At 52.9% G+C, this 17,011-nt stretch carries 17 protein-coding genes; 11 read left to right on the forward strand and 6 right to left on the reverse strand.

From position 1 onward, the window contains the following. Positions 1 to 7 precede the first annotated feature (7 nt). The 3 genes from HV107_RS23000 to rimL all read left to right on the forward strand — a co-directional run bounded on the left by HV107_RS23000 (position 8) and on the right by rimL (position 3,327). Positions 8 to 781 carry an ABC transporter substrate-binding protein gene (locus HV107_RS23000; protein WP_182061057.1) on the forward strand — a complete coding sequence of 258 codons (774 nt, stop codon included), beginning with the start codon at positions 8 to 10 and terminating at the stop codon, positions 779 to 781. Between the two features lie 285 nt (positions 782 to 1,066). Then, entirely contained in the window at positions 1,067 to 2,722 is a 1,656-nt protein-coding gene (locus HV107_RS23005) for a glucan biosynthesis protein D (RefSeq protein ID WP_182061058.1), read from the forward strand. Between the two features lie 65 nt (positions 2,723 to 2,787). Then, positions 2,788 to 3,327: a 50S ribosomal protein L7/L12-serine acetyltransferase gene (rimL, locus tag HV107_RS23010; RefSeq protein WP_182061059.1), complete on the forward strand. Its 540-nt coding sequence runs from the start codon at positions 2,788 to 2,790 to the stop codon at positions 3,325 to 3,327. Here rimL and ydcK read toward each other — a convergent pair. Further along, the gene (gene ydcK, locus HV107_RS23015; RefSeq protein ID WP_182061060.1) at positions 3,322 to 4,302 is read right to left on the reverse strand and encodes a YdcK family protein; all 981 of its coding nucleotides are present in this window, start codon (positions 4,300 to 4,302) and stop codon (positions 3,322 to 3,324) included. The genes rimL and ydcK overlap by 6 nt on opposite strands. Before the next feature lie 122 nt (positions 4,303 to 4,424). On the opposite strand from ydcK, the gene tehA reads away from it, so the two are divergent. Beyond that, the gene (gene tehA / locus HV107_RS23020; protein WP_182061061.1) at positions 4,425 to 5,429 is read left to right on the forward strand and encodes a dicarboxylate transporter/tellurite-resistance protein TehA; all 1,005 of its coding nucleotides are present in this window, start codon (positions 4,425 to 4,427) and stop codon (positions 5,427 to 5,429) included. Then, on the forward strand, positions 5,426 to 6,019 hold the full coding sequence (gene tehB, locus HV107_RS23025) for a tellurite resistance methyltransferase TehB (RefSeq protein WP_182061062.1): 594 nt from the start codon (positions 5,426 to 5,428) through the stop codon (positions 6,017 to 6,019). Before tehA ends, tehB begins: the two co-directional genes overlap by 4 nt. Here tehB and pepT read toward each other — a convergent pair. Beyond that, positions 6,016 to 7,245 carry a peptidase T gene (pepT, locus tag HV107_RS23030; RefSeq protein WP_182061063.1) on the reverse strand — a complete coding sequence of 410 codons (1,230 nt, stop codon included), beginning with the start codon at positions 7,243 to 7,245 and terminating at the stop codon, positions 6,016 to 6,018. The two genes, tehB and pepT, sit on opposite strands and share 4 nt — an antisense overlap. A 111-nt stretch (positions 7,246 to 7,356) precedes the next feature. Between pepT and HV107_RS23035 the strand changes: the two genes are divergently transcribed. Then, positions 7,357 to 8,952: an ABC transporter substrate-binding protein gene (locus HV107_RS23035; protein WP_182061064.1), complete on the forward strand. Its 1,596-nt coding sequence runs from the start codon at positions 7,357 to 7,359 to the stop codon at positions 8,950 to 8,952. Positions 8,953 to 9,085: 133 nt separating this feature from the next. Further along, the gene (locus HV107_RS23040) at positions 9,086 to 9,760 is read left to right on the forward strand and encodes a DUF3313 domain-containing protein (RefSeq protein ID WP_182061065.1); all 675 of its coding nucleotides are present in this window, start codon (positions 9,086 to 9,088) and stop codon (positions 9,758 to 9,760) included. A 36-nt stretch (positions 9,761 to 9,796) separates the two neighbouring features. Here the strand turns inward: HV107_RS23040 and HV107_RS23045 are convergent, their stop codons facing one another. Next, positions 9,797 to 10,693: a DMT family transporter gene (locus HV107_RS23045; protein WP_182061066.1), complete on the reverse strand. Its 897-nt coding sequence runs from the start codon at positions 10,691 to 10,693 to the stop codon at positions 9,797 to 9,799. 174 nt (positions 10,694 to 10,867) lie between these two features. On the opposite strand from HV107_RS23045, the gene HV107_RS23050 reads away from it, so the two are divergent. Beyond that, positions 10,868 to 11,740 carry a helix-turn-helix domain-containing protein gene (locus HV107_RS23050; protein WP_182063576.1) on the forward strand — a complete coding sequence of 291 codons (873 nt, stop codon included), beginning with the start codon at positions 10,868 to 10,870 and terminating at the stop codon, positions 11,738 to 11,740. Here HV107_RS23050 and HV107_RS23055 read toward each other — a convergent pair. Next, positions 11,720 to 12,907: a benzoate/H(+) symporter BenE family transporter gene (locus HV107_RS23055; protein ID WP_259349715.1), complete on the reverse strand. Its 1,188-nt coding sequence runs from the start codon at positions 12,905 to 12,907 to the stop codon at positions 11,720 to 11,722. The genes HV107_RS23050 and HV107_RS23055 overlap by 21 nt on opposite strands. Positions 12,908 to 12,978: 71 nt before the next feature. Here HV107_RS23055 and HV107_RS23060 point away from each other — a divergent pair, with 71 nt between their 5' ends. Together HV107_RS23060 and HV107_RS23065 are read left to right on the forward strand one after the other, a co-directional pair. After that, the gene (locus HV107_RS23060) at positions 12,979 to 13,506 is read left to right on the forward strand and encodes a helix-turn-helix domain-containing protein (RefSeq protein WP_182061068.1); all 528 of its coding nucleotides are present in this window, start codon (positions 12,979 to 12,981) and stop codon (positions 13,504 to 13,506) included. 80 nt (positions 13,507 to 13,586) lie between these two features. After that, a complete protein-coding gene (locus tag HV107_RS23065) occupies positions 13,587 to 15,551 on the forward strand; it encodes a U32 family peptidase (RefSeq protein WP_182061069.1) in 1,965 nt (654 codons plus the stop codon). Here HV107_RS23065 and HV107_RS23070 read toward each other — a convergent pair whose 3' ends face one another. Further along, entirely contained in the window at positions 15,552 to 15,782 is a 231-nt protein-coding gene (locus tag HV107_RS23070) for a DUF2554 family protein (RefSeq protein WP_182061070.1), read from the reverse strand. A gap of 141 nt (positions 15,783 to 15,923) precedes the next feature. Then, positions 15,924 to 16,229, reverse strand: coding sequence for a hypothetical protein (locus HV107_RS23075; protein WP_182061071.1), 306 nt, complete (start codon positions 16,227 to 16,229; stop codon positions 15,924 to 15,926). A 327-nt stretch (positions 16,230 to 16,556) separates the two neighbouring features. Between HV107_RS23075 and HV107_RS23080 the strand changes: the two genes are divergently transcribed. Then, the gene (locus HV107_RS23080) at positions 16,557 to 16,934 is read left to right on the forward strand and encodes a hypothetical protein (RefSeq protein WP_182061072.1); all 378 of its coding nucleotides are present in this window, start codon (positions 16,557 to 16,559) and stop codon (positions 16,932 to 16,934) included. The last annotated feature ends 77 nt before the right edge of the window (positions 16,935 to 17,011 follow it).

Raw genomic sequence — 17,011 nt, forward strand, 5'->3', positions numbered from 1 at the left:
GTTTTACATGAAATTACGCGCGTTAGTTGTCGGCATGGGATTGCTGTGTACGTTCTCTTCTTTTGCCGCCACGGAGCTGCGTTACGGGCTGGAAGCAGAGTATCCACCGTTTGAAAGCCGTAATGCCTCAGGCGAGCTGGAAGGGTTCGACGTTGAGCTGGGCAATGCCATCTGTAAAGCGGCAGCGCTGAAATGTACCTGGGTTGAAACCTCGTTTGATGCGTTGATCCCGGGCCTTGTGGCGAAAAAATTTGATGCCATCAACTCGGCTATGAACATTACCGAACAACGCCGCAAAAGCATTGATTTTACGCAGCCGATTTATCGCATTCCGTCACAGCTGGTGGGGAAAGCGGGCACGGCGGTAGAAGCAACGCCTGAAGGGCTGAAAGGTAAAACCATCGGGGTGTTGCAGGGCTCTATCCAGGAGACATACGCCAAAGAGCACTGGGAAAAGCAGGGTGTCACCGTGGTGTCTTATAAAGATCAGAACATGGCGTGGGGAGATTTGCTGAATGGCCGTATCGATGCCTCGTTAGTCATGTCCGCGGCCGGGCAGGCAGGTTTCCTGAGCAAGCCTCAGGGGAAAGGGTTTGGCTTTATCGGCAAACCGGTGTCTGACGACACTATCCTGGGCAGTGGGATCGGTTTTGGATTGCGCAAGGGGGATGAGGCCACCCAGAAGCAGCTTAATGCCGCGATTGATAAAGTACGTGCCGATGGCACGATCGCTAAACTCGCTGATAAGTACTTCCCGGGTATCGATGTCAGCGTAAAATAACCGCCTCGTTTTGCCCCGGCTGTCGATGTCCAGCCGGGGCATTTTTCTTCCTGCCACTCTCATTTCCCCTCAGACCTGCCGCCTTGCGTGTTTAATGACGTTACCTTTCTTTACGCCTTTTTCAGGCTGTTCCGGTCGACAGAAAATATTTCTCACTTTGCTCATATAATCACCCGGCAACAATTGGATTCTTAACCGTTTTTGTTTAGGCTGTGCGTTCTTTCTTGCCGTCATTTCGCCGAGTGCGAAACACATTCACACGACCATAAGGACGTTTTTCCAGGCATGAATCGCAGACGTTTTTTAAAAGGTTCGCTGGCAATGGCTGCCCTGAGCGGCACATCAGGCCTTGCTTCACTGTTTTCTAAAGCGGCATTCGCTGCTGACTCTGACATTGCTGACGGTCAGAGCCGACGTTTTGACTACTCCGTACTGCAATCCATGGCACATGACCTGGCAAAAACCCCGTGGGGTGGAGCACCGCGTCCGCTGCCGGAAACGCTGGCGAACATGACCCCGCAGGCGTACAACGCCATTCGCTACGACGAAAAGCAGTCGCTGTGGAACAACATTGAAGGCCGTCAGCTCGACGTGCAGTTCTTCCATATGGGGATGGGTTTCCGCCGCCGTGTGCGTATGTTCTCGCTGGACCCGTCTACGTCTCAGGCGCGTGAGATCCACTTCCGTCCTGAGTTGTTCAGCTATAACGAGACGGACGTCGATACCAAACAGCTGCAAGGGCAGAGCGACCTCGGTTTTGCGGGCTTCCGCGCGTTCAAAGCGCCAGAGCTGGCACGCCGCGATATCGTTTCGTTCCTCGGCGCGAGCTATTTCCGCGCGGTTGACGACACCTACCAGTACGGTCTTTCTGCCCGTGGTCTGGCGGTTGATACCTTTACGGATACGCCGGAAGAGTTCCCGGATTTCACCTCATTCTGGTTTGAAACCGTGAAGCCTGGCGACACCACCTTTACCGTCTATACGCTGCTGGACAGCCCAAGCATTACCGGTGCCTACAAGTTTGTGATCCACTGTGAGAAAAGCCAGGTGATCATGGACGTCGAAAACCACCTCTATGCACGTAAAGACATCAAACAGCTTGGCATCGCCCCGATGACCAGCATGTTCAGCTGTGGGAATAACGAGCGCCGCATGTGCGACACCATTCACCCGCAAATCCATGACTCCGACCGTCTGGCGATGTGGCGTGGTAATGGCGAATGGATCTGCCGCCCGCTGAACAACCCGCAGAAACTGCAGTTCAATGCCTACATGGATAAAAACCCGAAAGGGTTCGGTCTGCTCCAGCTTGACCGCGATTTCTCGCACTATCAGGACATCATGGGCTGGTATAACAAACGCCCAAGCCTGTGGGTAGAGCCGCGTAACAACTGGGGTAAGGGGGCTGTTGGCCTGATGGAGATCCCGACAACCGGTGAAACACTGGATAACGTGGTCTGCTTCTGGCAGCCCGAAAAACCGGTGGAAGCGGGCGATGAGCTGGACTTCAAATATCGCCTGTACTGGAGCGCACAGCCTCCGGTGCGCTCGCCGCTGGCCAACGTCTTCGCGACCCGCACCGGTATGGGTGGGTTCCCTGAAGGCTGGGCACCGGGCGAAAACTACCCGAAAACCTGGGCGCGTCGCTTTGCCATTGATTTTGTCGGTGGCGATCTGAAAGCCGCAGCGCCGAAGGGGATTGAGCCTGTGATTACACTTTCAAACGGTGAAGCGAAGCAGATTGAGATCCTCTACGTTGAGCCGTTCGATGGGTATCGTATCCTGTTTGACTGGTATCCAACGTCCGACTCAACGGAGCCGGTGGATATGCGGATGTTCCTGCGCTGCCAGGGCGATGCTATCAGTGAAACCTGGCTCTACCAGTACTTCCCGCCAGCACCGGATAAACGTAATTACGTTGACGACCGGGTTATGCGTTAGTCCTTGTGGGATTGTGCCGGGTTGCGTTAACGCTTACCCGGCCTACCAGACCATTGAGAGTGATCATGTCTTCTGAAATCATCCCCGTTACCCACAACATCGAGCTTCGTGCCGTCGAAGATCGCTACGCAGCCGAGTTGCACAACCTCGTCATCAAAAATAGAACCTTTCTGCAAACTGCATTCGACTGGGCGCAGCACGTGGGGACTGAAGACGACACCCGGCGCAACGTGCAGAGTAACCAAATGCTGCACGCACGCGGTTACGCCAAAATGTTTCTTATTTTTCAGGACGATATTCTGGTGGGCGTGTTGTCGTTTAATGCCATTGAGCCGACCAACAAAACGGGCTACATCGGTTACTGGCTGGACGAGCATCACCAGAAGCAGGGGATTATTTCCCGGGCGTTACAGGCGTTTATGCACTATTACGCCAGCCGGGGCGAAGTCCGTCGCTTTGTGCTTAAGTGCCGCGTAGACAATGTCAGCAGCAATAAAGTCGCAATACGAAATGGCTTTACGCTTGAAGGTTGTCTGCGAGAGGCGGAATACCTTAATGGCCGCTTTGACGATGTGAACAGCTACGCCAGACTATTCCCGCTATAGCGCGCCCAGAAGCGGCGTGCGGGTAATTCGCTGATTGCCGTTAATCACCTTTTCGCCGCGCAGGTGGATGTTTTCCCCGGCAAAGGCTTCAATCACGGCATCATCGGTTATCTCTATTCGATGCTCGATCAGCACATCTCCGCTGATGCGTACGCGCCCCTGGATAACCACCTTGTCGTCAATCATGATCGGCCCGCCCCGTAACCAGGCCTGGCCGCCGATAAGCACATGATGTTTTATCACGCAGTTGCCTTCGATGACGGCGTTTTCCGCCACCTGCGAGCTGTAGCGCAGCGTGGGGATGGCATCATCGTCTTTACCGGCAATCAGGCGGGCATTGCCGTACACTTTTGCACAGTCGCACACCCAGACGTTATTCAGGTCATTGCCTTCCAGAATGGCGTTTTCAAACACCTCGGCGCGGTGCTCAATGAAGGCGTAATTCACCAGGGCGTCTCCGTAGATTTGCGCCTGATGAACTACCCGGGACTGGCTCACGGTGGCGTTGCCGTAAATCTGTAAAAGCTGATCGTTGTCGGGGGTTAAGCCTTTTGCTGCGATGACCTGGCTGTGATGAAGGACACGGGCATTGCCAAATATGTGGCATTCACCACGAATATCAGAATGCTGAATGGTGACGTTGTCACTTATTCGTGGGCCGTGGCTGATTTGCGCGCCATCGACCCAGCAGTCGCCGCCAATCCAGGCGTTATGGCTTATCACGCAGGGCTGGGTTATCCGCGCATTGCCGAGCACTCTGGCGCCGCCAAAGACCACGCTGTTTTCGTCGTAGATCCAGCAAAGGCCCTCCTGAGCGAGCGCGCGCTCATCGTCGACCCATCCGCCTTTTGTCCCGCTGACGATATCGTTAAAATCAGTGGTCGCGATAATCTGCCGCAGTGGGGTTGTGGTTTTGCTTTCGCCGTTTTGCCATTGCCAGAGGCGGATTTCGTCGCCAAGCCGATACTTTTTCATCGTATTATCCCTGATAAGCGTCTTAACTAAACGTAGCAAAGTTTAGGCGTTTCGAAATGCTGGCGCTCACCGCTTAAACCTCATAAAATGGCATTTAAAATACATTTTATAATTTAAAATAAATGCGTAAAAGTAACAGAACTCAACAAGTCCTTAACTTACCCTCGGGTTACTTCGGTATGGTGCTGGGGACGATTGGTATGGGGTTTGCCTGGCGTTATGCCAGCACTCTCTGGCCAGTGACGCGCTGGCCGGGCGATATTCTGGTCGGGCTGGCGGTGTGTATCTGGTTTTTGCTGACGCTGGCATTTATTACCCGCGCCATTCGTTTTCCGCACAGCATACTGACTGAGATGCGCCACCCGGTGATGAGCAGTTTTGTGAGCCTGTTTCCCGCGACCACTATGCTGGTATCAATTGGATTTGTTCCCTGGTTTCGACCCATTTCGCTGGTGCTTTTCGGCATAGGTGTGGTGATGCAGCTGAGCTACTCTGCCTGGCAGAGTGCCGGTTTATGGCGGGGTAATCACCCTGAAGAGGCCACCACACCAGGGCTCTACCTGCCGACGGTCGCCAACAATTTTATCAGCGCCATGGCCTGTGGCGCGCTGGGATTTACCGATGCCGGTTTGGTGTTCCTGGGGGCGGGCGTTTTTTCATGGCTCAGCCTGGAGCCGGTTATCCTGCAACGCCTGCGCAGTGCCGGGGAGTTACCCTCAGCTCTGCGTACTTCGCTTGGCATTCAACTGGCCCCGGCGCTGGTGGCCTGTAGCGCCTGGTTCAGCGTGAACGGTGGGCAGGCCGATACCTTCGCCAAAATGCTGTTTGGTTACGGGCTGTTGCAGCTGCTGTTTATGCTGCGTCTGATGCCATGGTATCTGTCACAGCCGTTTAATGCCTCTTTCTGGAGTTTCTCGTTCGGCGTTTCGGCGCTGGCGACCACCGGATTGCATCTGGGGCAGAGCAGTCCGTCGGGCTTCTTCCACGCGATTGCCGTCCCGTTGTTTATTTTTACTAACATTATCATTGCGATGCTGCTGGTTCGTACGTTTATCTTGCTGATGCAGGGCAAACTTCTGGTACGCACTGATAAGGCACTGCTTATGCTTCCTGAGGAAAAACAATGACTGTTGATGAGAACTACTTCACTGATAAATATGGTCTGACCCGCACGCACTCAGAGGTGCTGTACAGCGCAGATATTGTCAAACCGGGTAAAACCCTGGATTTGGGCTGCGGAAATGGCCGTAACAGCCTTTATCTGGCTGCCAACGGCTACGATGTGACGGCGTGGGATAAGAACCCAATGAGCATCGACAATATCGAACGCATCAAAGCGGTAGAAGGGATCGTCAATTTGCAGGCAGCGATCAAAGACCTCAACAGCCTGAGCTTTGACGGCGAGTATGATTTTATTCTCTCAACCGTGGTGTTGATGTTTCTGGAAGCGAAAACCATCCCTGGCCTTATCGCCAATATGCAGCGCTGCACTAAACCGGGCGGCTTTAACCTGATCGTTGCCGCGATGGATACCGCAGATTATCCGTGCACCGTTGGCTTCCCGTTCGCGTTCAAAAGCGGTGAGCTGAGCAATCACTATGAAGGCTGGGAATTGCTCAAATACAACGAAGAGGTGGGTGAACTGCACCGCACCGATGCCAACGGTAATCGCATCCAGTTGCGTTTTGCCACCATGCTGGCGCGTAATCCCGCTTAACGGGCGGCCAGCAGACAGATTTGCAGGGCTGTCTTGTAAGACGCCTCGAACGACGACAACGGTAAAAACTCAAACTTCGAATGGAAGTTATGGGCGCCAGTGAAGAAGTTCGGGGTGAGCAGCCCTTTTGCGGAGAGCGCCGCACCGTCTGTGCCCCCGCGCATTGGCGTCGGTTTTGGCGTGATCCCGAGTGACTCCATCGCGGCAAACATCAGGTCAATGGCGCGGCGGTCTTCGCCAATCGCATTGCTGATATTGCTGTAAGTGTCCTCAATGCGGTATTCCACTTTTGCGGCAGGGTGCTGTGCGGCAATCAGTGCCACCACATCGGCAATCTGCTGCTTACGCGCGGCAAAGTTGTCTTTATCAAAATCACGAATGTTCGCTTTCAGCACTGCGTCATTTTGCCCGGCCTGAATACCGTTAAACCAGATATAACCTTCGCGGCCTTCGGTGCACTCCGGCGTTTGCTGACGGTCGAAATGGCTGATGAAGTCTGTCGCCATCAATAACGGATTCACCAGCACGCCTTTGGCGGACATCGGGTGCGCGGTGACGCCGGTAAAGCGGATTTCGGCCGCCGCGGCGTTGAAGTTCTCGTAAACAATTTCTCCAATTTCGCAGCAGTCGATGGTCCAGGCAAAGTCGACGTCGAAGCGCTTAAGATCCAGCGCTTTGGCGCCATTCAGACCGATCTCTTCATCCGGTACAAACGCCACCACGATATCGCCATGCTGATGTTCGGCTTTCAGATTTTCCAGCACCGTCATCACCACGGTTACCGCAGATTTATTATCTGCGCCTAATACGCTGGTTCCATCGCTGAAAATAATCTCTTCATTGGGATACGACAGAATTTCCGGGTGATCTTTTACACGTAACCAGATGTCTTTCTCTTTATTCAGACAGAGGTCTTCTCCGGTAAACGTTAATATTTGTGGACGAATATCCGGTGATAATCCCACATCGACGGTATCGATATGCGTAATAAAACCAATACGCGGCGCGCCTGCCACATTGCCTTTTTTAACTGCGGTAACGGTCGCGAACTCATCGATGACGATATCCTCTAAACCCAGCTGTGCCAGCTCTTTCGCCAGTTCACGCGCCATGTCGTGCTGCCCGGGTGTGGAGGGGAGTGTTTTGACTTTAGGATCGCTTTGGCTGGTGATGGCGAGATAGCGGAAAAAACGATGGGTTAATTGTCTGGAGAGTTCTGAAGCCATAGTGATTCCTTCTTATTTTGTATTATCAGGTGTTTGCAATGTCACTTTAATGTTATTTATGAAATGGCAAAAGAATTAATTAGCCGTCGAATTAAAAAGACAGGAAAAAAGATGAAAAGCAAACTCACCATGTTAACGCTGGCGCTTGCCGCGCTGACGGCCAGTTCCGCCGTCAGTGCGAAAACGCTGGTGTATTGCTCCGAAGGATCGCCGGAGAACTTCAATCCTCAGTTGTATACGTCTGGCACAAGCGTAGATGCCAGTGCTGTATCGGTCTATAACCGCCTGGTGGACTTTACACCCGGCACAACCAAGCTGGTGCCGAGCCTGGCAGAAAGCTGGGATGTGAGTGAAGACGGCAAGGTCTATACCTTCCATCTGCGCAAAGGTGTTAAGTTCCAGAGCAACAAGTCCTTTACGCCAACGCGTGACTTTAACGCGGATGATGTGATTTTCTCGTTCATGCGCCAGAAAGACGTTAATCACCCTTATCACAATGTCTCTAACGGCAGTTATTCCAACTTCGAAAGCCTGGAGTTTGGCAGCCTTATCACCGCCATTGACCGGGTGGATGACCATACGGTGCGCTTTACCCTGGCGCACCCGGAAGCCCCGTTTGTGGCCGATTTGGCCTGGTATTTTGCCTCGATCCTGTCGGCTGAATATGCCGATGCGATGCTCAAAGCTGGAACGCCAGAGAAGGTCGATATGGATCCGATAGGCACCGGGCCGTTCCGGCTGGCGCAGTATCAGAAAGATTCACGCATTCTGTTTACCGCATTCCCGGAATACTGGCAGGGTAAATCAAAGCTTGATCGCCTGGTGTTTAGCATTACGCCGGATGCCTCGGTGCGTTTTGCCAAAATTGAGAAAAACGAGTGCCAGGTGATGCCGTTCCCGAACCCGGCTGAGCTGCCGCGCATGAAGGCCAACAAAGACATCAACCTGATGAGCAAGGCAGGGCTGAACACCGGATTTCTGGCGTTTAATACCCAAAAACCGCCGCTTGATAACGTGAAAGTGCGTCAGGCACTGGCGATGGCCATCAACAAACCGGCGATTATCGATGCCGTGTTCCACGGTACCGGCACTGCGGCGAAAAATCTGTTGCCGCCGGGCGTCTGGAGTGCGGACAGCGAACTCAAGGATTACGACTATTCTCCTGAAAAAGCCAAAGCCCTGCTCAAAGAGGCGGGATTTGCCAACGGTATCAGCATTGATTTGTGGGCGATGCCGGTACAGCGCCCGTATAACCCGAACGCTAAGCGCATGGCTGAGATGATTCAGGCGGACTGGGCGAAGATTGGCGTGCAGACCAAAATCGTCACCTACGAGTGGGGCGAATACCTCAAGCGAGTGAAAGGCGGTGAACATCAGGCGGCGTTGATGGGCTGGACTACGGCGACGGGCGATCCTGATAACTTCTTTGGCCCGCTGTTTACCTGTACGTCCGCCAACGGCGGATCGAACTCCGCGAAATGGTGTTATAAGCCGTTTGATAAAATTATTGCTGAAGCTAAATCGATAACCGATCACGATAAACGTGTGGCGTTATACAAAGAAGCTCAGCAAATGATGCACGATCAAATGCCAGCGGTAATGATTGCGCATTCCACTATTTTCGAGCCGGTACGCAAAGAAGTGACAGGCTACGAAATCGACCCGTTTGGTAAGCATCTCTTCTGGCAAGTGGATATTAACCAGTAATTTTTCACTGCCCGAAGCCTTTCGGGCAGTTTTTTTCAATTTGTGCTCTCAACAACATTTTTTCCCACCACATACTTGCCAATCTTTTGCTATAACTTCAAATGCATACTTGCAGATAACATGGAATATCATCATGCGTACTCAAACTTTCTTTAGGGTTGCAGTGCTTACTGGTCTGTTGGCGTTGGCGGGTTGCTCCTCAAAAGTCGCTGCTCCTGAACAATACTCAGGCTTTTTAAAAGACTATTCTGGCTTGAAGGAAACGACATCTGCGACGGGTAAACCAACTTTGCGTTGGGTTGACCCGTCTTACAATGAAGCGAATTATGACAATATTGTCTGGAATCCGATTACCTATTATCCGGTGCCAAAACCTACGACCCAAATTGGTCAAAAAACGCTGGATGAACTGCTGAGCTACACCAACAACAAAATGAAAACCGCGATTGGTCAGCGTAAACCGATCGTCGCTACGGCAGGGCCACGTAGCCTGATCTTCCGTGGTGCCATTACGGGTGTCACCTCTAAACAGGAAGGTTTACAGTTCTATGAAGTGGTGCCAGTGGCGCTGGTGGTTGCAGGTACGCAAATGGCGTCTGGCCACCGTACCATGGACACCCATCTGTACTTTGAAGGTGAGCTGATCGATGCGAAAACCGGCAAACCAGTTATGAAAGTGGTTCGTAAAGGCGAAGGTAAAGAGCTGACAAACGAAAATACGCCGATGGGCTTCGCAACCCTGAAACAGGTTGTGGATGACATGGCAACCGATGCCACCATGTTTGATGTGAAAAAGACAATGAAATAATTCTGAAGACGGCCTGCATTACGCAGGCCGTTTTTTTTATGCCGTACGCAGACGTCTGAACCAGGTTTCCGGCTTTGTAAACATCACCATATTTCCCCCCAGAATCAGCAACAGACCAATAATCCCGTTAATATGCCACACGTAACCTTCGTAAACGGTTGAGATAGACAACGCAACCAGTGGGAACAGAAGCGTGCTGTAAGCCGCTTTTCCCGCGCCAATACGGCCCACCAGGGTGAAGTAAGCGCCAAAGGCAATCACCGAACCAAACAGCGCCAGATAAAGCAGCGCACCGATATAGCTCACCGTCCACTCAGGTGCAAAGCTGTCTCCCCGGATCAGGGCAATACAGCCCATTACCAGCGTCCCGTAGAGCATCGCCCAGGCGTTGGTGGTCATGGTTTCCAGACCGTTTCGCTGGTGGCGGATACTGATCATATTCCCCAGAGAGAACCCGTAAGTGCCCAGCGCGGAAAGGCCAATTCCCGTCAGCAGTGAGGCGCTCCAGCCGCTTGCCAGCAGGTCGTCCCAGAAGAGGGTGATAATACCGATTAAACCCAGTGCCGCTGCCGTCCAGAAGCGGGCTGGTGGTCGCTGGCCGAAGAAGATAAAGCTGTTGATGGCGTTATAGAGCACCGCCATGCTGAAAATCACAGACTCCAGCCCGGTGTTAATGTGCGCCGCCGCGGTGTAGAAGCACCAGAAGTTGAAGCAGAACACGCAGCAGCCCTGAATGATGCAAAAAAGATGGTCCCGCAATGACAGTTTGCGCAGACGACGCAGGGCAACTAAGACAATCATCATAATGGCGCAGGCAACGGCAAAGCGCCAAAAAATGGACACGGGGGCCGCGACAGGCCCTTGTTGCAGAAAAATCGCAATCCAGGTGGTTCCCCAGATGACCACCACCAGCCCGTATAACAGTGCGTTCATGTTCTCTCTCTTCTCAAACCGCGAAAACCCTCAGTCTGACGGTTGTCTGCCCGGCACGCTTTCACCTGGTTGCGGCGGACTTGCAAATTCTTGCGCTTTTTTATCGTCAGGGCACTGGCAACAGGGGGCAACAATTCTTAGACTGATACTCTGATTAATGACGTGTTGATGGTTATGTCCCACGCTTACGAAACCTTTGAAACGCTACGCCAGCAGAACGCGGTGCTCCGGGAGACCGTTGCGCTTAACTCCGGTATTCAGCTGGCGGCGTGGTACAACAAGCACGACACCATAACCGTTAAGAGCGATCACCATACCCTCAGCCTGTACGTGGCTGACGGCTACGAGAGTTATCAAAAAACACCCGGTGGCTGGAAAAATGGCGGCGGCCCTGACCGTTTTTGCCTGATGCCGAAAGAGAGTGAATCCACCTGGGATATCCGCGACGACCTGTCGTTTGTCCATCTTTACTGTACCGATGAGCATTTGCGCGATATCGGCGAGAAGATCTGGGATAAGCGACCGGTATCCCTCACGCTTGATGAAAAAATCTTTGGCAGCGACCCGAAAATTACTGCGCTGTATCGCCAGTTTTTGCTCGGCTGCGACTGGCAGCAAAAAGCGAATCAACTCACGCTGAGCACGGCATCAACGATGTTGCTGACGCATCTGCTGCAAAACTACGCCAACGTGCAGTGGAAACTGCCGGTAGTGACGGGGGGATTGTCGCCATTTGTACTGCGAAACGTACTGGCATTTATTGAAGAAAACCTCGCGCAACCGCTGACGCTGGCTGAGCTTGCCGCCCAGGCCGCGCTCAGCGAGTACCACTTTGCCCGCATGTTCCGCCAGTCAATGCAGCAAGCGCCGCATCAGTACGTGATGCAGCGCCGGATGGAAAAAGCCAGAGAGCTGGTCACACAAACCAGCCAGCCGCTGACCGATATCGCGCTTGCCTGCGGCTTTAACTCTGCCAGCCATTTCAGCAACCGCTTTCGCAGCGTAATGGGCGTGACGCCATCTCAGTTACGTGCGGCGAGCGCGTAGAAAAACGCTGTAGCAAAGCCCACCGACAACCAGCCCCCAGAACGCTGAACCAATTCCCAGAATCGTTACCCCGCTGGCGGTCATCAGGAAAGTGACAATCGCCGCGTCACGCTCCGCTTCGTTATTCAATGCCTGATACAAACTGCCGCTAATAGTGCCAAGTAGTGCCAGCCCTGCCAGTGTCTGGATCCAGCTCAGCGGCAGGGCGGCCATTAGCCCGGTAATGGAGCCGCCGAACACGCCCGCCAGAAGATAAAAAATGCCCGCAGCTGCGGCGGCAATCCAGCGTTTACTGGCATCAGGGTGTGCATCAGGGCTCTGGCAAATGGCGGCGGTGATCGCCGCGATACAGATGGAATAGACCCCAAACGGTGAAAACAGTAATGCAATCCCGCCGGTGATGATGATGAGCGGTGACACCGACAGCGGATAGCCGGAAGCTTTCATGGTGGCAAAGCCGGGGGCGTTCTGCGAGGCCATGGTCACCAGGAAAAACGGCAAGCCGATGCTGACCAGGCTAGTAAAGGTAAATGCAGGGGCAATAAATTGCGGCATAACAACCGAAAGCGTAATTTTGTCCGTGACAACGTCACCACCAGCCCAGGCAACGATACCGCCGACCAACAGGGTGGCCACAATGGCATAGCGCGGCGCAAACGCTTTGGCTATTAACCACGCCGCCAGCATACTGCCGCACAGCAGAAAATGACCGTCGAGATGGCTGAATGCCTGAAGCCCAAAACGCAGCAGTACCCCGGCCAGCATGGCTGCCGCCAGGGAGTGCGGGATTAGCTTCATCAGGCGGGCAAACAGCCCGGTTAGCCCGCACAACAGGATGAGTGCGTTGGCAAAAATAAAAATACCGATCGTTTCTGCCAGGGTTACGCCATGCAGGCTGGTGGCCAGCAGAGCGGCACCCGGCGTGGACCAGGCGGTAAGCACCGGTGCTTTATACCACCAGGAGAGCGCAAGCGTACTGACCCCCATCCCAAGGCCAAGCGCGGTCATCCAGCCAGCAATCTGCTGGGCGTTTGCCCCTGCGGCGGCGGCAGCCTGCCAGATAATTGCCGCTGAGCTGGCGTAGCCCACCAGCACGGCAACAAATCCGGCCAGAATGGCAGGAAAGAGAGGCGTTGAACTGCGCATAAAAACTCCACTGTGCGTTATAGCGTCCGAAGCAATGTAACACTGTGCGCTATAGCGTACAAGTGGTACACTTTTCGCCAACGGGAGGATTTATGGACATTACTCAGCATCTTGCATCCACACTGAAGACCCTGCGCCAGACACGCGGGTGGAGTCTGTCAAAGCTTGCAGAAGAGACGGGCGTGTCAAAAGCGATGCTCGGACAAATTGAGCGCAACGAATCCAGCCCTACGGTTTCGACGCTCTGGAAAATAGCAACCGGACTGAACGTGCCGTTTTCCGTTTTCATCACCCCGCAGGCCAGCCCGGAAGCGGTGTTCGACCCGCAGCAGCAGGCGATGGTGGTTAAACCGTTATTCCCCTGGGACGAGGCGCTGAAATACGATCATTTCTCGATAACCCTTGCACCCGGCGCGATAAGTGAATCCACGCCGCACGAAGCGGGCGTCATTGAGCATGTGGTGGTGATAAGCGGTGAGCTTGATATGCACATCGACGGAGAGTGGCGCACCATTCAGGCTGATTCTGGCGTGCGTTTTGCGGGCGATAAACCCCACGCGTACCGTAACAGCAGCGCCCTGACGGTGCACTTTCATTCACTGATTCATTATCCCCGCTGAAGGTACGCAAAACTGTTTCGCTGACGCATACTTCTGACTACAATAGCCGCCATTTTGACCATAACGGATAACGACGAAGTATGCGCCTGCAATCCCATCATCTTGAACTTTTAAGCCCGGCCCGCGATGCCGCCATTGCCCGTGAAGCGATCCTTCACGGTGCCGATGCCGTCTACATTGGCGGCCCTGGCTTCGGTGCCCGCCATAACGCCAGCAACAGCCTGAGCGATATTGCCGAGCTGGTACCGTTCGCCCATCGCTACGGGGCGAAAGTGTTCGTGACCCTGAACACCATTCTTCATGATGATGAGCTGGAGCCTGCGCAGCGTCTGATAACTGACCTGTACCAGACCGGCGTTGATGCACTGATCGTCCAGGACATGGGCGTGCTGGAGCTGGATATTCCGCCGATTGAGCTACACGCCAGTACCCAGTGCGACATCCGCACGGTAGAAAAGGCCAAATTCCTCTCCGACGTCGGTTTCTCCCAGATAGTGCTGGCGCGTGAGCTAAACCTGAACCAGATCCGCGATATCCACCAGGCCACAGACGCTACCATTGAGTTCTTTATCCACGGTGCACTGTGCGTTGCCTATTCCGGGCAGTGTAATATCTCCCATGCCCAGACCGGGCGTAGCGCTAACCGTGGCGATTGCTCTCAGGCGTGCCGTCTGCCCTATACCCTGAAAGACGATCAGGGCCGCGTGGTGGCCTTTGAAAAACACCTGCTTTCCATGAAAGATAACGATCAGACCGCCAACCTCGGTGCGCTGATCGACGCTGGCGTGCGCTCCTTCAAAATCGAAGGGCGTTACAAAGACATGAGCTACGTGAAAAACATCACCGCGCACTACCGTCAGATGCTGGATGCCATTATTGAAGATCGCGGTGACCTGGCGCGTGCGTCTGCCGGACGTACCGAGCACTTCTTTATCCCGTCGACAGATAAAACCTTCCACCGCGGCAGCACCGATTACTTCGTGAATGCCCGTAAAGATGACATCGGTGCGTTCGATTCGCCGAAGTTTATCGGTCTGCCGGTAGGCAAGGTGCTGAAAGTGGCGAAAGATCATCTGGACGTGGAAGTGACGGAGCCGCTGGCGAACGGTGATGGTCTGAACGTGATGATCAAGCGTGAAGTGGTTGGTTTCCGTGCCAACACTGTCGAAAAAACCGCTGAGAACCGTTATCGCGTATGGCCGAATGAGATGCCAGCCGATCTGTATAAAGCGCGTCCTGACGCAGCGCTTAACCGCAACCTGGACCACAACTGGCAGCAGGCGTTACTGAAGACCTCCAGCGAGCGTCGCATTGCGGTAGATATTGAACTGGGTGGCTGGGAAGAGCAGCTGATCCTGACCATGACCAGTGAAGATGGCGTCAGCGTGACCCATACCCTTGACGGCCAGTTTGAAGTCGCCAACAACGCGGAAAAAGCGCTGAACAACCTGAAGGATGGGGTGGCGAAGCTGGGGCAAACCCTTTACTACGCGCGTAATATCGACGTTAACCTGCCGGCAGCACTGTTTGTGCCAAATAGTCTGCTGAATCAGTTCCGTCGTGAAACGGCAGAAATGCTTGATGACGCGCGTCTGGTTAACTATCCACGCGGCAGCCGTAAAGCTGTTTCTGTGCCTGCGCCAGTCTATCCTGATTCGCACTTATCCTTCCTCGCAAACGTCTACAACCATAAAGCCCGCGAGTTTTATCATCGCTATGGCGTGCAGCTGATTGACGCGGCGTATGAAGCGCATGAAGAGAAGGGCGATGTACCGGTGATGATCACCAAACACTGTCTGCGCTTTGCGTTTAACCTGTGCCCGAAACAGGCGAAGGGAAATATCAAAAGCTGGAAAGCGACCCCTATGCAGCTGGTGAACGGGGACGAGGTGTTGACCCTGAAATTTGACTGCCGTCCTTGTGAGATGCACGTCATTGGTAAGATGAAAAACCACATCTTCAAAATGCCGCAGCCGGGCAGCATTGTCGCCTCTGTCAGCCCTGAAGATCTGATGAAAACCCTGCCAAAACGTAAAGGCAGTTAATTAACGAAAGTGAGTATCGGGTTTGCGTGATTTCTGCCAGTGATGGTGTTCGCGCAAGCCCTCTGCGGAATCCTCTGCCACGCTGCGTAGTTCGTCACTGTCGGCTTCATGACGAAGCTGATGGTCGACATTCTTCACCCATAAAAAGGTGTGCCCTTTGTGTCCCGCCATCAACTGACCCGAAAATAATGCGCAGATCAACATTATTGCTGATAACCCTTTTCTAAACATTATTTCACCGCTGAATGACATTTCACGGCTATGATGCAGATAGTTTTATTAAGTTATTATTCCGATGATCAAATTAACGCAAAGGGATTGTCAGTTTCTGTGGTAACCGGAAATAAAACAGGGGCATAACGCCCCTGTTTATTAATTACGCTGGTCTTGCGGTGGTAATGGTTTTTTACCGTCTTTTGGCGGTTGTTTACCGTCATTATGCTGCAGGCGTTTTCCGTTGTGTTCTGGTTTATCACCACGGTGCTGAGACTTATCGCCATTCATATTATGCTGCGATGTTTTACCTTCGTGCTGAGGTGGTTTGCCATCACGTGGAGGCTGTTTTTGATTGTGTTCAGTTGGCTGCTTTTCGAACGGCATAGGTGGTTTGTTATCCGCAAACGCGTAAGACGACAGGCCCAGCACGATGACCGTAGCAAGTGTAGTGATGTTTTTCATTTTGTTGTTTCCTTTCTCTTTGTTTAACGCCGCTGATTTGAACACCGAAAAATGGAGAAAGTGTGGATGCGTACTGAGATTAAGAATCTGCCTGGATAACTTGAAAAGTTAGAGAGTAGATCAAGGAATAATCTGAAAAAATAGGCCTGGTATGATTCCGGATATAGGCGGTTAATTGAACAATTAAGCCCGTAGAATCAGGTCTGGGGGTGTAGTATCAATATAAATCTAAAAAACCAACCATTTTTGGTAAATAAAGATAAATGAGGATTCAAGATAAATCTTATATAATGGCTTTCTTGTGGCTTAGGAATGGGATCTTCCAAAATGAAAAAATCACTCTCTGTGGCTATTGCGGTTTTCGCTGTAGCGGCAACAGCGTGTGCGAGTTACGCCTATAATAACAAACCTGACTTTATGGAATCTGCCGAATCCCGAGTGGGTTCATATCTGACCAGCGATTACGGTAAAGTTTCCTGCACCAGCATCCAGATTGACGAACAACGTTGGGAGCTGGATTGCCTGAATCAAAAACGCGGAAAAAGCTTCCAGTTTGCGGTCTATTCGGCAGAACAAGCTCCTTACGATGTTTCTCGCTCTTTCTATCTCGAAGCCATCAACGACGATGCAAAACAGAGCGCAAAACAGGGGTTGATGAAGTTTCTGCAAATCAACACTAAAGACGCGGACGTCACCCAGTCCTGATCGTTAAGCAGGGTTAATTGCGTTGTTTAGCATTTGTTGAGACGACCCGTGATAGGGTGATCGCAGTACACAACCCG

It is taken from the genome of Enterobacter sp. RHBSTW-00175 (genome assembly GCF_013927005.1).
Lineage (GTDB): Bacteria > Pseudomonadota > Gammaproteobacteria > Enterobacterales > Enterobacteriaceae > Enterobacter.

Bases quoted from the DNA above. Each gene is read 5' to 3' on its own strand.
- HV107_RS23000 (WP_182061057.1), top strand. From the start codon at position 8: ATGAAATTACGCGCGTTAGTTGTCGGCATGGGATTGCTGTGTACGTTC.
- HV107_RS23005 (WP_182061058.1), top strand. From the start codon at position 1,067: ATGAATCGCAGACGTTTTTTAAAAGGTTCGCTGGCAATGGCTGCCCTG.
- rimL (WP_182061059.1), top strand. From the start codon at position 2,788: ATGTCTTCTGAAATCATCCCCGTTACCCACAACATCGAGCTTCGTGCC.
- ydcK (WP_182061060.1), bottom strand. From the start codon at position 4,302: ATGAAAAAGTATCGGCTTGGCGACGAAATCCGCCTCTGGCAATGGCAA.
- tehA (WP_182061061.1), top strand. From the start codon at position 4,425: ATGCGTAAAAGTAACAGAACTCAACAAGTCCTTAACTTACCCTCGGGT.
- tehB (WP_182061062.1), top strand. From the start codon at position 5,426: ATGACTGTTGATGAGAACTACTTCACTGATAAATATGGTCTGACCCGC.
- pepT (WP_182061063.1), bottom strand. From the start codon at position 7,245: ATGGCTTCAGAACTCTCCAGACAATTAACCCATCGTTTTTTCCGCTAT.
- HV107_RS23035 (WP_182061064.1), top strand. From the start codon at position 7,357: ATGAAAAGCAAACTCACCATGTTAACGCTGGCGCTTGCCGCGCTGACG.
- HV107_RS23040 (WP_182061065.1), top strand. From the start codon at position 9,086: ATGCGTACTCAAACTTTCTTTAGGGTTGCAGTGCTTACTGGTCTGTTG.
- HV107_RS23045 (WP_182061066.1), bottom strand. From the start codon at position 10,693: ATGAACGCACTGTTATACGGGCTGGTGGTGGTCATCTGGGGAACCACC.
- HV107_RS23050 (WP_182063576.1), top strand. From the start codon at position 10,868: ATGTCCCACGCTTACGAAACCTTTGAAACGCTACGCCAGCAGAACGCG.
- HV107_RS23060 (WP_182061068.1), top strand. From the start codon at position 12,979: ATGGACATTACTCAGCATCTTGCATCCACACTGAAGACCCTGCGCCAG.
- HV107_RS23065 (WP_182061069.1), top strand. From the start codon at position 13,587: ATGCGCCTGCAATCCCATCATCTTGAACTTTTAAGCCCGGCCCGCGAT.
- HV107_RS23070 (WP_182061070.1), bottom strand. From the start codon at position 15,782: ATGTTTAGAAAAGGGTTATCAGCAATAATGTTGATCTGCGCATTATTT.
- HV107_RS23075 (WP_182061071.1), bottom strand. From the start codon at position 16,229: ATGAAAAACATCACTACACTTGCTACGGTCATCGTGCTGGGCCTGTCG.
- HV107_RS23080 (WP_182061072.1), top strand. From the start codon at position 16,557: ATGAAAAAATCACTCTCTGTGGCTATTGCGGTTTTCGCTGTAGCGGCA.